Consider the following 15,715-nt stretch of genomic DNA (forward strand, 5'->3'; position numbering starts at 1 on the left):
TTTCAATCAGTGCTGTTCTTACGATTTTTGACGCGAGATGATGTCGTCGATCAGGCCGTAGTCCTTTGCCTGCTCAGCGCCCATCGTAAAGTCACGGTCGGTATCGCGTTCGATCTGGTCGAAGGTTTGGCCCGTGTGGTCCGCCATGATCTTGTTCATACGCTCGCGCAAACGAAGGATCTCGCGTGCGTGAATGTCGATCTCGGTCGCCTGACCCTGAATGCCGTGGCCCATGATCAGCGGCTGGTGAATCAGGATGCGCGAGTTGGGCAGGGCGAGACGCTTGCCCTTCTTACCGGCCATCAACAGGAAGGCTCCCATGCTTGCAGCCTGGCCAATGCACAGAGTCGAAACGTCGTTTTTGATGTACTGCATGGTGTCGTAGATAGCCATGCCTGCGCTGACCGATCCACCCGGCGAGTTGATGTACAGCTGGATGTCCTTGTCCGGGTCTTCACCGGAGAGGAAAAGCAACTGCGCAATGATCAGGTTGGCGACGTTGTCATCGATGGGCGTGCCCAGGAAGATGATGTTGTCGCGCAGCAGACGGCTGTAAATATCGTAGGAGCGTTCGCCCCGGCTCGTCTGCTCGAGCACCATTGGAATCAGACCCATGTTCTCCCTCGTTCTTCCGTTGTTGCTCTTCTAGAAGTTGCGTAGTTTCTAGTTTCTTGTTTCTAGGAAACATCCTCTAGAAACAAGAAACTAGAAACCAGAAACTATTGTTACGCCAGCTTCTCGTACAGTGCAGTAGCCGTCGCTTCGCGGCGCATCTGCTCGCGCATGCGGCCAACGGTACCGTCTTCGTTCATACGGCTGCGCAACGTCTCCAGCGGCTCACGTGTCTGCAGGGAAAGGATCATCAGCTCGCGCTCGATGTCTTCTTCCTTCACTTCCACGTTCATGTCGGCGGCTATCTTATCCAGGATGAGCGATGCCTTGACTTCCTTCACGGCTTCGTCACGCTGTGCCTCGCGCAGACGGCCGAAGTCCAGTGTCTGCATCTGCTCGCGCGTCATGCCCTGCTGTGCCAGTGCACGAAGGCCGCGATCCAGGCGGACATCGATCTGCTGGTTCACAAAGCTCTCCGGAACGGGGAACTGGAACTTCTCGACAAGTGCGTCGACCAGCTTGCCCTTCGCCTCGGTCTCAGCCTGCTGCTTCTTGCCGGCGGTTGCGTTTTCACGCAGTCCGGTTTCGAAGTCTGCCCAAGTCTCGTACTCACCCAGCTGCTTGGCGAACTCGTCGTTCTTCTCCGGGTACACCTTGCGCTTGATGCCGTTGACCGTCACCTTGTAGTCCACGGTGATGCCGGCCAGGCGGACATCGCCGAAGTCGGACGGATAGCTGACTTCCAGCTCAAACTCCGAACCCTTCGACTGGCCGCGCAGAGCGTCGTTGAAGGCGGGCAGCGTGTTCTTGCCACCAATCTCAACCATCACGTCTTCGCCGTCGATCTCGTCTGCTTCGTGCACGCTGGTGTCGCCCTCAGGCTTGCGGCGCGCGCCGGTGAAGCTGATCTCGGCCCAGTCGCCATCCTGCAGAGGACGGTCGTCCTCAACCGGCTCAATGGTCGCGTGCGAATCGAGCACGCGGTCCATCTCGGCCTCATACTCCGCATCTTCCAGGGCCACGTTCGGCTTCTCGACCGTAACGGTGTCGTAGCCGGTAACTTCAATGGCGGGCGCTGTCTCAAACTGTGCGCGGAAGCGCAGCGGCTGGCCGTCTTCGCAGAACAGCTCGCTCAGCTGGGGTTCAGAGATCGGCGTAAGGCCCTGTGCCTTGATCTCAGCAACAAAACGCTCCTGCACCAGCGACTCCAGCACTTCCTGGCGGATGTCCTTCGCAAAGCGGTTGCGGATGGTCGCCTCCGGCACCTTGCCGGGACGGAAGCCGGGGATACGCGCAAGCTTGCTGTAGCGCTTGATTACCTTGCTGTAGGCCTTGGAAACCTCTTCGGCAGAGGCTTCCACGCTGACCGAACGCGTCAACTCAGGGTTGAACGGCGGGCGGTGCACGTGGCCCTCATGCGAGTGGTCATGACCCTCGTGCGAGTGATCGTGCGTGAGTTCGGTCTGCTCTGCCGGCGTTGTCTCGGCTGCTGCGTCTACTGTCTCGTTCGGAGTCAAAATCGGATGCCTTCTGGATGGGTCTCTGCGGCGGGCCGCGGCGGGTTCGCCGCGGGCGGTCATGCCGTCGTATCAATGGTACGGACACGCGACGGGAGGGTCAAACCAGACTGTCGCCAGCCTGGTTACATTACTGCGTGGGAGCCCGATAACCGGCGTCGGATGGCGCGTCCACGCGGACACGCCACTGCAGTGTTTCGTGGGGCGCTACGACCGTCCGGGACTGCTCCGCGCTGCCGCTTCCGGTCGTACTGAAGACAATAGCGACGCTTTTGCCGTCCTTTGCCGCGTCCATCCGCATGCTGCGAATGCTGGGCGTCATCGCCGTCAGCCGCAATGTGTACCCGTCTGCCTGGTTTCGCAACTGCATCTCCGGCCCCTGGCTCAGGTAGCTGTACTTCAGTCCGGTAAACACCGCATGCAGATCGGCTTCGCCCAGCGGCAGCGCCCGTGATGCGGCAGTCGCCGACGGAAGCACGGTCTCCGGCGCCAACACGTTCATGCCGGAAAGACCCGACTGCGGAGCAGCGAAGTTCGCCTGCCACTCAATCACTACCGCCCGCGGCGTGTCGTTCCGATTCGTGGCAGAGATGTTTAGATCCAGTCCGCGACCGGTAATCGTAGTGACGATCTTCGTCTCAATTCCGCTCGGCGCCGGCACATGGCCGTCCAGTCCGGCAGGAGGAGCCGCAGCAAACGTCGCGGTCGACGTGCTCCCATCAGGCAGAAAATCGCTCGTCGCCGTCTGCGCGGGCCGATTCTTCACCAATTCCGTAGCCGTTCCCCAGTTAGGACCGTTCGGGACCTGCACGCGCACCGAAATCGGCGAATCCTGAAGGCCAGGACGCGGCGCAAAGGTCAGCGGGTCAATCTGGCCGGGCAGCGACGCCTCGTCGGTTCCCACCAGCACCGGAATCTGTCCACGTCCGGGAACGTTCAGGTTGGCCTGCAGCACTGCCATGCCTGCGCCCGGCAGCAACAGAGCAGACGAAAACTGTGGTGCCATCCCCTCCGCATGCTCGCTGCGAATCATCCGGACAACGTCCTGCCCACCGGGCCGCGCGGCCAGGGTGGTCTCGGGAAGGATCTCGGGTGTGGTCATCTTGTGGATCTTGCCGCGCATGTGCGCCTTCCACACCACACCCAGCACCGCCAGCACCACGGCCAGCAGCAGCGCCGTAACCAGCCCGGAGCTGGCAAGGCTCATGCCCCGCCCGCGCCTGCGCGTCCCGCCTGAATTTTCACTCGAACTTGGCATCGTCTCCATTACCTGCAAGCTCTCCAAAACACTGGAAGGGGGCCGAGGCGCAGTCATTGCCACGCTACCATCATGTGAGCCGTCATGCCATCAGCACGAAAGACTCACACCGCCACCGAGCTCGCCAACGTAAGCGCCAACATCGTCGCCTGCACCCGCTGCCCGCGCCTTCGCGAATACTGCACCGCCCTGGGCGAGACGAAGCGGCGCGCCTATCTCGACTGGGATTACTGGACACTCCCAGTCCCGGGCTTCGGCGACATCAACGCACGCGTCCTCATCGTCGGCCTTGCCCCGGGCGCACACGGAGCCAACCGCACCGGCCGCCCCTTCACCGGCGACGGAGCCGGCTATTTCATGTATCCCGTGCTCTACGAGACGGGTTTCTCCAACCAGCCAGACGCCACCGACCGCGACGACGGCCTCAAACTCCGCTACGCCCGCATCGCCTCCATCTGTCGCTGCGCCCCGCCCGGCGATAAGCCCACACCGCAGGAGATCCGCAACTGCGCCCCGCATCTCGCCGCTGAAATCGCCGCACTCCCGCGCCTGCGTGTCGTCGTCGCGCTCGGCCGTATCGCCTTCGACGGCTATCTGAACTTTCTCATCGCGCAGGGCATCATCGACTCCCGCCGCCACTACGCCTTCACCCACGGCGCCGAACATCGTCTGCCAAACGGCATGGTCCTGCTCGCCAGCTACCACCCCTCGCTGCGCAACACCAACACCGGCCGTCTGAATAAGGCCATGTTTACCAAAATCTTCGTGCGGGCAAGGGAACTCGCCGGTCTAAGCTAAACCCACCACAACCGCACCAGGATGGCGCAATACGGAACAACCCACACCGATGACCGCCCATCACAAAGCAAGGAAGCGAGGCCCAAGCATGAGCAGCAAAAATTTCTGGATCGCCTTTATCGCAGGCACCACCGCAGGCGCCATCGTCGCCCTGCTGTACGCACCGCAGACAGGCAAAGTCACACGCAAGAAGATCGGTAAGGCCTACGACGAAGCAGGCGACTCCTTCGACGACGCAGCCGATTACGTGAAGGATCAGGCAGAGCGCCTCTCCAAGGAAGCCAACTCGGCCTACAAGAAGAGCGCCAAGCAGCTGGACCAGGCCTACTCCAAGGCAATCGACGCGCTGAACGACTCCTACGCCGAAGCCAAGGACAAGCTGAGCAGCGTCGCTGACGTAGCCATCGACAACGTCGAGACCATCACCAAGAAGGCCCGCTCGCTGGTGTAAATCGCCAGCGAAGAGTGATCCAAAGGACCTGCACTCGGTCAGCAATCGCACGAATGTTTCGGGAAAAGCTTTCTCCCCGTTCATCTCTGGATTGGACCGGATGCAGGTCCTTCAGTTTCTGCATAGAGTCGCAACTCAACGGGGAAGAGCCCGGCCATCCATCGAAGGAACAACTAAGGCCCCCAGGACGGGTCTCCATATCTGGAGAACCAATGAACGAATCGACCAGCACCGCGCTCTCTCACGAGGCACGCATCCTTCGGGTGAAGAAGATTGCCCTGGAGCATTTCAAAGAAGAGCACTGGACCGAAATGGCCTCAGAGATCGGCTGTGCCGACCTTCTTATCGTGCGTGAAGAATCCCTCGGCTCCGTCTCCTGGGGTGACGATGCCTACGCCGCGACAGTGCTGAAGATACTGGCCGCCATCGTGCAGCGAAATCCTTCGGACATCGAAAAACTCGAGATCTACGCAGAAAAATGCCTGTCTCACGCGGAGGCAGGCTCGTTCGCAGGAGTAACCCTGACGCGGATCTAAGGGACCAGCTTTAGGTCCGGACTCAATCCTCGCGCGAAGCGCCCGGCCTGCCCCGCCGCACACCCGGCCGGTCTGCTTCCACACATTTATCGGAAACTTCCACTGGATTCGCCATCTTGCCCGCGGCCGCACGCGAGAACGTCCGCCACATGCGGTTCACGTCCACAGGCTTCCCAGCCCGAACCTCACGCTCCACCGCAACGTGCATCGCCGAGAGAAGTTCATCGCGTAATTCGTGAAAGAGCTTACTGATATAGATCGAAGGCACTGACTGAGGCTAACAGTTTCCGATAACGTCGTTTGCGGGAACGAGCCGATCGGTGACGATACGCCGGCTTGCCAGCAATCTATGCGTGTGACAAACTCCGCTCATGCCAGCGTTGCGTACAGGTGCAAGTCTCTTGGTACTATCCACAGCAATGATGGCTCAAACCTCATCGCGTCACTGGAACAATCCCCCACAGAAATCTTCAGACACCGCTGACACATTAACGGAAACTGTTCCTGCGGGCACCGACTACTGGCGGGTGACGCACTACGGCTTCATCCGGGACAATGGACCGTTTCAGTATGAAACGCGCTCCGGCAACTTTGAAGCGATTGTTCAAATCCACGGCGAGTATCGTGAGCTCTACCATCAGGCTGGTCTGATGATTCGCCTGAACGAGAAGAACTGGATCAAGACCGGAATAGAGTTCGTGAACGGTCATCAGAACATCAGTGCGGTCGTCACGCGCGAGTTCTCCGACTGGTCCGTACTGCCTCGCACGGACAGCCCTTCCTCGATCTGGATGCGGTTGCAACGCTACAACGACACGGTGCAGATTTCCTACTCCCTCGATGGCCAGAAATGGTCCATGCTTCGGCTTGCCTACTTCCCGCCGACTGTGCCCGTTCAGATCGGCATGGTCGCTGCTGCACCGGGCAAGCAGCCGTTCCAGGTCCGCTTCGATCACTTCAGCATCTCCGCTCTCAACTCTCCTCCTAAGGAAGATTGAGAACGGACCCGCCGACAGCAACATTGGCACCGAAAGTCGGGTGTTTCGGAAAGAGACTGTTTCCGAGCGCCGGATCGAGTCTCGTCACCCCTTACCCGCATAGCGCCATAGGATGAACAAGTGCGCAAAGAGTGGCCAGAAGCAATGGCCGAGGTCACAGAGTGCCGCTATGACGTCCGCGCCGGTCGCGCCCTTGCGTTTGGTCTCACCTCCAGCAAGCACTTCCGGATCACCTACAACTACCGCGTCGGGGACGAACTGCACACAGGCGAATGTTTTTCGGAAATCGCACGTCCTCAGGGCAGCCTGTTCCTTATCCGTTACGACCCTGACCTGCCCAGCTCCAGCCACTCCCGTGGTGCCCAGCGACCGTTTCCGTTGCTGCTCATCGTTGGGTTTCTTGGGTCAATTGTGATCTCGCTACTGCTGCTGAAATTGCGTGGCTGCTGACCGCATCTTTTCGTCTGCAATGCAAGTAAAAGCACACCAGGCTCCTCCTAAGTCGTGTCATCCGAAACAAAACTCCGTTTCCTCAAGAACGACAACGACAAGCAGGACCTCCCTTGCAATCCCCATCCCAATCCAGTACATATCTAACTCATGGTGCTGCGTTCCCACGCAACGTGTAACTGTTGTCGCCGCTAGGTTGAGCGCGCGCACCTTTCTGTTTTTCTCCTCATCCAATCTCTGATCCACCACTACTGGCGCCCTGCGCCATCTTTCCCCCGAGGTTCGTTTCCATGCTCCTGTGTCGTTGTTGTCGCCGCTGATCCTTCGCAGCCCTGCTGTGCGCTGACCACCCCGTGCGCCGCCCGACAACCGAACACAACGAGAGGAACTACCTGTGACGCACCCCTTCGCGCGACGTTCGCGCCTTCTTGCATCCGCCCCCATTGCCATCGCCGCGGTCCTGTCGCTCACCGCTGCACACGCGGGCGCGCAGGTCGTAGGCAGCACCCTGTACGGCGTCATCACCGATAACAGCGGCGCCGCCGTTCCCAACGCCAACGTCATCATCCACAACGATGAGACCGGCACCGAACGCCGTCTGCGCACCGACACCGCAGGCCGCTACAGCGCACCCTCCATCGCCGTCGGCATCTACTCCGTCACCGTCACCGCCGATGGCTTCGGTGCAGAGAAGCACACCGGTGTCGTCCTCACCGTCGGCCAGGCCGCCTCGCTCGACGTAAAGCTCCACGTCCGCAACGACGAGCAGCAGGTGACCGTCACCGACACCGTACCCACCGTCAATCTCTCCAATGAACAGGTCAGCGGCCTCGTCACCGAGCGCCAGGTGAAGGATCTGCCGCTCAACGGCCGCAGCTACGACCAGCTCATCACGCTCAACCCCGCCACGGTCAACTACACGTCGCAGCGCTCCGGCTCCGTCGGCACGTCGAACTCCTCGGTGGGCAACATGTTCTCCGTCTCCGGCCGCCGCCCGCAGGACAATCTCTATCTGCTCAACGGCGTGGAGTACACCGGCGCATCCCTCATCAATGTCACACCCGGCGGCACCAGCGGACAGTTGCTCGGCGTCGAAGCCGTTCGCGAGTTCAACGTCGTCAGCGACACCTACGGCGCCAACTACGGCAAGCGGCAGGGCGCGCAGATCTCCATCGTCACCGCATCCGGCACCAACAAACTGCACGGCGGCATCTACGAGTTCATCCGCAACTCCGCCTTCGACGCGCGCAACTACTTCGACCAGGCGAAGAAGCCAAACTTCCAGCGCAACAACTTCGGCGCGGCGCTCGGCGGCCCGATCAAGCACGACAAGCTCTTTCTCTTCGCCAACTACGAGGGCTATCGCCAGAACCTCGGCCTTAGCGACGTCACACTCGTGCCCAACGCAGCCTCCCGCGCAGCCGCCGCACCTTCCGTTCGGCCGCTGCTGAATCTGTGGCCCATCGCCAACGGCCCGGACCTCGGCTCCGGTATCGCCATCGCCTACTCCACGCCCGTGCAGCACATCCGCGAAGACTTCGGCACCGCGCGCTTTGACGCCAACCTCTCCGCGAACGACCTCCTCTTCGGCGTCTACACCGTCGACGACTCCACCGCGAACACGCCCACGGCAAACCCGCTCTCGCTCATCAACGAAGCCCTGCGCGAACAGGTCGCCAGCCTTCAGGAGCAGCACGTCTTCTCCCCGCGCCTGCTCAACACGGCACGCGCCGGCTTCTCACGCGCCAGCTTCTACTTCCTGGGTGAGGTACCACCTGACGTCGCCGCGGCCAGCGGCACCTTCGTCGCCGGCAAGCCCATCGGTGCCATCGTTATCGCCGGTTCCACCGCCTCCAACGGTTCCTCGCAGATCACCGGCGCCGGCGCCAACGTTGGCTCGAACAACGCGATCACGCGCAACCTCTTCACCTTCGACGACCACATCTTCTACACGCTCGGCAGCCACACGCTTGAAGCAGGCGGATGGCTGCAGCGGCTGCAATCGAACGACAACCTCGCCCAGAACCAGTACGGCCAGGCCAGCTTCGCCTCGCTCAGCACCTTCCTCGCGGGCAACATCAAGACCTTCACCGTAGTGCCAAATCCCACGGCACTCGCATGGCGCTCGTGGTTTGGCGCAGCCTATTTGCAGGACACCTGGAAGGCGCTGCCCAATCTTGAAGTCACGGCGGGCATCCGCTTCGAATCCAGCAACGGATTCAACGAAGCCAAGGGCCGCGCCGGCGTCTACGGCTTCACCAACGGCGTCATCAACAGCACGCCCACAGTCGGCAGCGCAGGCCTCGCAACCAACCGCGCCAAGTTCCTGCCAGAGCCGCGCGTCGGCCTCGCCTGGAACGTTACCGGCGACAACAAGACAGCCATTCGCGCCGGTTTCGGTCTGCACCACTCGCTGCTCGACAATCTCGACTACCGCCTCGACCAGGCCGCCCCGTTCAACACCACCGTGTCGTACAGCGGAACGACCGTGGCAAACCCGACCTCCGGCGCGCCCGGCCTCATCTCCCCATCGAATATTCAGCCCGATCTTGCAACGCCCACCGTTTACTCCTACGCATTGCACATCGAGCGGCAACTCGCTGCGAATCTCTCCGTCACCGTCGGCTACATCGGCTCGCGCGGCACAAACCAGATCCTCTCCGCCAACCAGAACGAACCGGCCTCGCAGCTTTGCGCGAATAACTGCCCCGCCGGCGTGCCCAACGGCACGCTCTACTACCCCACCACCACACGCGCCAACCCCGCCGTCGCCAACACCACCTCCTGGCTCAGCGCCGGCAGCAGCAACTACAACGGCGCTGTCATCGACGTACGGCAGAGCCTGCGCAAAGGCCTGACGCTGCGCGGCGTCTACACCTTCAGCAAGAACCTCGACAACGGCAGCGCATGGAATACCAGCGTCTCCGCCAATACGCCAGCCTTCATCAGCTACCCGAAGAACCCCTCGCTCGACTACGGCCCGGCAGCAACGGACGTGCGGCATCTCGCAGCCTTCAACGGCAGTTACGATTTGCCCTTCGGCCGCAGCGGCACCGGCAATCCTTACCTGCGGCGCGCCGTCGGTGGATGGTCCGTCAGCGCCATCGTCACCCTGCAGACGGGCCTGCCCTTCACACCGCAACTCGGCTACAACCCCACCGGCTCCGGTGATACGCGCAACCCCGTCCGTCCCAACCGGAACCCGAACTACAACGGCAAGCTCTACACCGGCGGCAGTACGTCACAGCGCGCAGCGAAATACTTTGACGCCGCAGCCTTCTCGGCGCCCGCCTATGGCACCGTCGGCAATCTCGGTCGAGACACGCTGCAGTCGCCAGGCTTCGCCAACTGGGATCTATCACTGCTGAAGAACACCCAGGTAAGCGAACGTCTGAGAGTGCAGTTCCGCGCCGAAGCCTTCAACCTCTTCAATCACACCAATCTGCTCACGCCGAACCCCGTCGTCTTCTCCTCCGGACCGACGCAGGGCACAGCCGCCAACCAGACCGCACCCGTCGTCGCCAGTCCCACGGCTGGCGTCATCACGGCAGCCGCAACATCTCGCCAGCTCCAATTCGGCGTCAAGGTTCTCTTCTAGCTGCGGAAGCGAAGAAGAGAAAGGCCGGTGCGGGGCGACACCCACACCGGCCAACAATTTCTAACCCGTCATACTGCCTCGTGCGCCGTCGTCCTGCGCAAAGGCCCCTATTCGGACTCACCACAGATACATCGTCATCCTGAGCAAAGCGAGGGATCCCGACGACCCCGACCAGCCACAGAAGACGGCACCTTTCAGCCACGAATCGGGTGCCCCATACATACGCGTAGCGGATGTGTGGGCCCTTCGCGAAGCGAAGGTAAGCGGGCCAAAGGCTCGCGCTATCCCAGCCCAGGGCAAAGCCCTGGGTTTGCGGGGAGAGAGAAAGACAGCGGGCTGTAGGCCCGCGCTAAGGCCACCTTTTGAATCCCAGGCCCCCGTTTGCTAATCTCAAAGAGCAGACATGCGCGCGCCCTCCTTCATTTGCGACTGTTGTCCGGCCGTCCTCACGGCTGTCTGTTGTTGCGCGCGCTAGAACATCGCTCTGCACCTTCCTCCACCAACATCTCTGTGCACGTACCCATGAACTCATAGGATTCGATGGCCACACTCTCCCCATCCCAGCCGCAAGTCACCGCAGCCACACCGCGCCTCAGCCACCTGCGTCTCCTCGAAGCTGAGAGCATCCAGATCCTGCGCGAAGTCGCCGCCGAATTCGAAAAGCCGGTCATGCTCTACAGCATCGGCAAGGACTCGTCCGTCATGCTGCGCCTCGCGCAGAAGGCCTTCTATCCCGGGCCCATTCCGTTCCCGCTGCTGCACATCGACACCGGCTACAAGTTCCGCGAGATGATCGAATTCCGCGACAACATGGCCAAGTCCATCGGAGCGGAACTGCTCGTCTGGCGCAACGAAGAAGCCCTTGCCAACGGCACCAATCCCATCAAGCTCGACACCAAGCGCTGCTGCGGTTTGCTGAAGACGCAGGCACTGCTCGACGGCCTCAACCACTACGGCTTTACCGCCGCCTTCGGTGGTGCGCGCCGCGATGAAGAGAAATCGCGCGCCAAGGAACGCATCTACAGCTTCCGCGACACCGCCGGCCAGTGGGACCCGAAGAATCAGCGCCCCGAACTCTGGAACCTCTACAACGCCCGTATCCACCCAGGCGAAAGCATCCGCGTCTTTCCGCTCAGCAACTGGACGGAGATGGATGTCTGGCAGTACATCCACGAAGAGAACATCCCCGTCGTCGATCTCTACTTCGCGAAGGAACGGCCCATGTACCTGCGCGGCGACGCGCTGCTGCCCACCGAACAGGACTTCGTCGCACGTCCGGGCGAAAAGGCCACCATGGTCAAGAGCCGCCTGCGCTCGCTCGGCTGCAGCCCGTGCACCGGCGCCATCCGTAGCGACGCCGACACCATCCCCAAAATCATCGAAGAGATCCTCGGCTTCCGCTCGTCCGAACGCGCCAACCGCGTCATCGACCACGACCAGGAAGGCTCCATGGAGATCAAGAAACGCGAGGGCTACTTCTAAATGAGCACCTCCAACAACGATCTCGTAGAACTGCACCTCGAGACCTCGCAGGCCGCGCAGGCACCCAAATCCGAAAACATTCGCGCAAAGCGCGAACCGGAGAAGGCAGTGGGCTTCAGCCCACTGGACTCCAACCCCGCACAAGAAGGGGCTTCAGCCCCGGACCTGGCAGCCAACGGCGCCCCCTCCGGCGAACCCGAGGCCTGGAACTCCAACGTAGCGCTCCACAATCCGCACCTCGGCCAAACCCCGGAGCCGGAACCCATCCACGTCTCCGCCGAATTCGCCGCCAACTTCAACATCGGCGACTACCTCGCGGAAGAACGCGGCAAGGACCTCCTGCGCTTCTCCACCGCAGGTTCCGTCGACGACGGCAAGTCCACCCTCATCGGCCGCCTGCTCTACGACACGCAATCCGTCTACGACGACCAGATCCAGTCAATCGAAGGCAAGGGAACCACCGCGCCCGGCGTGCTCGACCTCGCACTCCTCACCGACGGCCTCCGCGCCGAACGCGAGCAGGGCATCACCATCGACGTCGCCTACCGCTACTTCAGCACCGCACGCCGCAAGTTCATCATTGCGGACACCCCCGGCCACGAGCAGTACACCCGCAACATGGCCACCGGAGCCAGCACCGCCGACGTCGCCGTAGTCCTCGTCGACGCACGCAAAGGCGTTCTCATCCAGTCGCGCCGCCACGCCTACATCACCGCCCTCCTCGGCGTGCGCAACGTCATCGTCGCCGTCAACAAGATGGACCTCGTCGACTACAGCGAAGAGGTCTTCGAGAAGATCCAGCAGGATTTCACAACGTTCTTCCACGATCTCGACATCGACGGCAACGACCAGACCACGCTGCACTTCGTCCCCGTCAGCGCACTCGCCGGCGACAACGTCGTCCACTCCAGCATGAATACCTGGTGGTATGAGGGCCCAACACTCCTCGGCCTGCTCGAATCCATCCCGTCCTCGCAGGTCAACATCGACGCGCCCTTCCGCATGGCCGTCCAGCGAGTCATCCGTCCCAACCTCGACTTCCGCGGCTTCGCCGGACAGATCGCCGCAGGCATCGTCCGCGTCGGCGACACCATCACCGCGCTCCCCAGCGGCAAGCACAGCAAGGTCCAGCGCATCGTCACCTTCGACGGCGACCTCCCGGAGGCCTTCGCACCACTCTCCGTCACGCTCACCCTCGAAGACGAAATCGACATCAGTCGCGGCGACCTCCTCGTCAACGCAGCCGAGCAGCCCGTCATCGCCAAAGGCTTCACCGCATCGCTCGTCTGGATGGACGAAACCCCGCTCGAACTCGGCAAGCGCTACCTGCTCAAGCAGGGCAGCCGCAGCGTCCCCGCACAGGTCAGCACACTCGTCCGCACCATCGACCTCTCGGAAGTCCCCGGCCAGCTAAGCCACCACAAGTCCGCAGCCACGCTCTCGATGAACGGCATCGGCAACGTCACCGTCGAAGCCCTGCAACCGCTCGCCTTTGACACCTACGCAGCCAACCGCCACACCGGCAGCTTCGTCCTCATCGACCTGCAGACCAACGCAACCGTCGCCGCAGGCATGATCCGCAAGGCCGAAGCAACAACCGCACAGGCCACCGCACAGATCACCCGCGACATCACCCTGCACCCCGGACACGCACTCCGTCTGCAGGGCAGTGAAGACGCCATCACAGCCGCCATCGAGGCACTACGCAACGCAGGCGCACTCCGGGAGAATGACTAATGTCCCAACTCCCAATCGACACCACCGAAGTCGTCTCACGCGAACACGAAAAACAAGTCCTCCGCGCCGAACGTGAAACCGAACGAGCCGGCGGCGCGCCACTCCCCGATGCACCCATCGTCGACACAGCCGACCTCCGCCCGGAACTCCTCGCCCAGCTCGCCCACGTCCGGCAGACTCTGCAGGACGAACTAAGCCCTGTAGGCCCCGAAGAAGCCTGCCTAACCTGCAGCTTCCAGGCCGAGGACGTACTCCTCCTCCACCTCGCCATGGAGCTGCGCCCCAACATCCCGGTCCTCTTCCTCGACACCGGCTACCACTTCAAAGAAACCTACGAATACCGCGACCGCATCGCCGCCGACTGGCACCTGAACCTCACCAACCTGCTGCCGCGCCAGACCGTCCCTCAGCAGGAATCCGAGTTCGGCCTTCTCTACCAAACCGAGCCCAATCGCTGCTGCGGCTTCCGCAAAGTCGAGCCGCTCTTCGACGCCGTAGCCCAGTACAAGGTCTGGCTCACCGGCCTCCGCCGCGAACAGGCACGCTCGCGCACCGCCCTCAAAGAGATCGACGACTTCGCCGTCAAACCCGGCATCATCGTCCGCAAACTCAGTCCCTTCGCCGACTGGACCACACGCGACGTCTGGCAGCTCTGCGCCCATTTCGACATCCCGCTGCTGCCGCTCTACGACCTCGGCTATACCAGCATCGGCTGCGAGCCATGTACCACGCTGCCCACCGACCCGAACGATCCTCGTTCCGGCAGATGGGCAGGCAAGAAGGTGGAGTGCGGCATCCATATCCAGGCCACAGAAGATGGCAATCCGGATGCCTCGCACTAAGTAGTTAGCCTTCCTAACCGGATGGCTGACACGGGTACAGAACGCTGCAGTACCGCTGTTGGAAAGCTACGGATGCATTACCTTATCGGCTTCATCATCGCGATGTTCATCGCGCTCACCGGCGTAGGCGCCGGCACCATCACAACTCCGCTGTTGATCCTCTTCCTTGGCGTGCCCACCAGCATCGCCGTCACCACCGGCCTCGTCTTCGCCGCATCGGTCAAGCTGCTGCTCGTTCCCACGCAGATCATCCGCAAGCAGGTTGACTGGAAGGTCCTCGGCTGGATGCTCCTCGGCGGTCTCCCCGGTGTCCTCGTCGGCTCCTTCTTCCTCGCACACCTCGTCAGCAAGGGCTCGCAACACTTCATGAACGGCCTGCTCGGCGCGGTCCTCGTCGGCACCGCGATCTACCAGATCTTCTACTCCTTCCGCCCCATCAAGAACCCGCGCGAGATCACCCGCGACGCTCCCTGGGCCATGCCGCTCCTCATGTTTCCCGTAGGAGCAGAAGTAGGTTTCTCCTCGGCAGGTGCTGGCGCGCTCGGCACCGCCGCGCTCCTGTCCCTCACCACACTCGCGCCCGCCATGGTCGTCGGAACGGACATCCTCTTCGGCTTCCTCGTCGCCGTCATCGGCAGCGGCGTCCACATGTTCAACGGCGCGCACGATACCCAGTTGCTAAAAGAACTAATCATCGGCGGCATCGGCGGTGTCATCGTCGGCACCGTCTCCGCAAAGTACATCCCCAAGCGGCCTCTGCGTTTCGCACTATGGGTATGGCTGCTCATCATCGGCGTGCAGTTTCTCTACACCAACATGATCGGCGTCACGAAGTAACTGCGACGCTGCAACACACACGAAAAAGCGCGGGCGATCAGCCCGCGCTTTTCTTTTGGATTGCGATACTACTTACCGGCTGTCGCCGCACGCGTGGTGATAAACCACTGGCTTCTTCCACTCTTCCATCGTGGCAAACAGGATGCAGTTCGCGCCAGACTCCGTATCCACACGCCACGTCAGATTGCCCTGACGATAGACCTGGAACTTACCCGTCCCCGCAAACGCCACACCGTTCGGCGGGTTCGGCTGAATGCTGTCCCGTGCCGCCACCGGTGTCTGTGCGGCCGCAGGCATCGTGCTGTTCAAGGGGTTCTCGACGGTCGCACGAGGCTTCGGTGCAGGGGTCTGCAACTCGTTCGACGAACCATCCTTCGCGGTCGCATCGTCGGTATCGCCGATCTTGATGGACCCGTCCGTCGACTGGCTGATCATGCGCCGCTGATAGGCGTAATAAATCAGATAAACCGCCAGCAAAGCCACGACAATTCCGAAAATGCGCTTCCCCATATCACCCTCAAGGTACCATCGGTGCGAAACAGCCGCAGTACCACTTTCGATCCTGCAAACCCACCACCACTGGGATGCCGACAGCAGTT

The 15,715-nt window shown here is 61.7% G+C and carries 14 protein-coding genes and 1 pseudogene; 10 read left to right on the forward strand and 5 right to left on the reverse strand.

What is annotated here, in order from left to right; all coding sequences use genetic code 11:
• Positions 1-18 precede the first annotated feature (18 nt).
• The 3 genes and pseudogenes from clpP to TERRO_RS06625 all read right to left on the reverse strand — a co-directional run.
• Positions 19-618 (reverse strand): annotated as a pseudogene (gene clpP / locus TERRO_RS06615) (ATP-dependent Clp endopeptidase proteolytic subunit ClpP); the annotation flags it as partial.
• 107 nt (positions 619-725) lie between these two features.
• A complete protein-coding gene (tig, locus tag TERRO_RS06620) occupies positions 726-2,129 on the reverse strand; it encodes a trigger factor (protein WP_014785225.1) in 1,404 nt (467 codons plus the stop codon).
• A 130-nt stretch (positions 2,130-2,259) separates the two neighbouring features.
• Positions 2,260-3,336 carry a hypothetical protein gene (locus TERRO_RS06625; RefSeq protein ID WP_052313290.1) on the reverse strand — a complete coding sequence of 359 codons (1,077 nt, stop codon included), beginning with the start codon at positions 3,334-3,336 and terminating at the stop codon, positions 2,260-2,262.
• A gap of 135 nt (positions 3,337-3,471) precedes the next feature.
• On the opposite strand from TERRO_RS06625, the gene TERRO_RS06635 reads away from it, so the two are divergent.
• The 3 genes from TERRO_RS06635 (at position 3,472) to TERRO_RS06645 (ending at position 5,172) form a co-directional block, all read left to right on the forward strand.
• The gene (locus TERRO_RS06635; protein ID WP_014785227.1) at positions 3,472-4,185 is read left to right on the forward strand and encodes a uracil-DNA glycosylase; all 714 of its coding nucleotides are present in this window, start codon (positions 3,472-3,474) and stop codon (positions 4,183-4,185) included.
• Between the two features lie 88 nt (positions 4,186-4,273).
• Positions 4,274-4,636 (forward strand): YtxH domain-containing protein, encoded by a 363-nt coding sequence (locus tag TERRO_RS06640; protein WP_014785228.1) that lies wholly within the window; start codon positions 4,274-4,276, stop codon positions 4,634-4,636.
• A gap of 212 nt (positions 4,637-4,848) precedes the next feature.
• On the forward strand, positions 4,849-5,172 hold the full coding sequence (locus TERRO_RS06645; protein ID WP_014785229.1) for a hypothetical protein: 324 nt from the start codon (positions 4,849-4,851) through the stop codon (positions 5,170-5,172).
• Between the two features lie 22 nt (positions 5,173-5,194).
• On the opposite strand, the gene TERRO_RS06650 is transcribed toward TERRO_RS06645, so the two are convergent.
• The gene (locus TERRO_RS06650; protein ID WP_041592491.1) at positions 5,195-5,440 is read right to left on the reverse strand and encodes a hypothetical protein; all 246 of its coding nucleotides are present in this window, start codon (positions 5,438-5,440) and stop codon (positions 5,195-5,197) included.
• 103 nt (positions 5,441-5,543) lie between these two features.
• On the opposite strand from TERRO_RS06650, the gene TERRO_RS06655 reads away from it, so the two are divergent.
• From TERRO_RS06655 to TERRO_RS06690, 7 genes are all read left to right on the forward strand, one after another.
• Positions 5,544-6,170, forward strand: a complete 627-nt coding sequence (locus TERRO_RS06655; protein WP_217164467.1) for a DUF1349 domain-containing protein — start codon at positions 5,544-5,546, stop codon at positions 6,168-6,170.
• Between the two features lie 144 nt (positions 6,171-6,314).
• Positions 6,315-6,620 (forward strand): hypothetical protein, encoded by a 306-nt coding sequence (locus TERRO_RS06660; RefSeq protein ID WP_014785231.1) that lies wholly within the window; start codon positions 6,315-6,317, stop codon positions 6,618-6,620.
• A 394-nt stretch (positions 6,621-7,014) separates the two neighbouring features.
• Complete coding sequence (locus TERRO_RS06670; RefSeq protein ID WP_014785232.1) at positions 7,015-10,218, forward strand: TonB-dependent receptor; 3,204 nt, start codon at positions 7,015-7,017, stop codon at positions 10,216-10,218.
• A gap of 540 nt (positions 10,219-10,758) precedes the next feature.
• On the forward strand, positions 10,759-11,700 hold the full coding sequence (gene cysD / locus TERRO_RS06675) for a sulfate adenylyltransferase subunit CysD (protein WP_014785233.1): 942 nt from the start codon (positions 10,759-10,761) through the stop codon (positions 11,698-11,700).
• Entirely contained in the window at positions 11,701-13,437 is a 1,737-nt protein-coding gene (gene cysN, locus TERRO_RS06680; protein ID WP_014785234.1) for a sulfate adenylyltransferase subunit CysN, read from the forward strand. It abuts the gene before it with no gap.
• The gene (locus TERRO_RS06685) at positions 13,437-14,279 is read left to right on the forward strand and encodes a phosphoadenylyl-sulfate reductase (protein ID WP_014785235.1); all 843 of its coding nucleotides are present in this window, start codon (positions 13,437-13,439) and stop codon (positions 14,277-14,279) included. Before cysN ends, TERRO_RS06685 begins: the two co-directional genes overlap by 1 nt.
• A 72-nt stretch (positions 14,280-14,351) precedes the next feature.
• On the forward strand, positions 14,352-15,116 hold the full coding sequence (locus tag TERRO_RS06690; RefSeq protein WP_014785236.1) for a sulfite exporter TauE/SafE family protein: 765 nt from the start codon (positions 14,352-14,354) through the stop codon (positions 15,114-15,116).
• Between the two features lie 72 nt (positions 15,117-15,188).
• Here TERRO_RS06690 and TERRO_RS06695 read toward each other — a convergent pair whose 3' ends face one another.
• Positions 15,189-15,626, reverse strand: coding sequence for a hypothetical protein (locus tag TERRO_RS06695; RefSeq protein WP_014785237.1), 438 nt, complete (start codon positions 15,624-15,626; stop codon positions 15,189-15,191).
• Positions 15,627-15,715 lie beyond the last annotated feature (89 nt).

The organism is Terriglobus roseus DSM 18391 (assembly GCF_000265425.1).
Taxonomy (GTDB): domain Bacteria; phylum Acidobacteriota; class Terriglobia; order Terriglobales; family Acidobacteriaceae; genus Terriglobus; species Terriglobus roseus.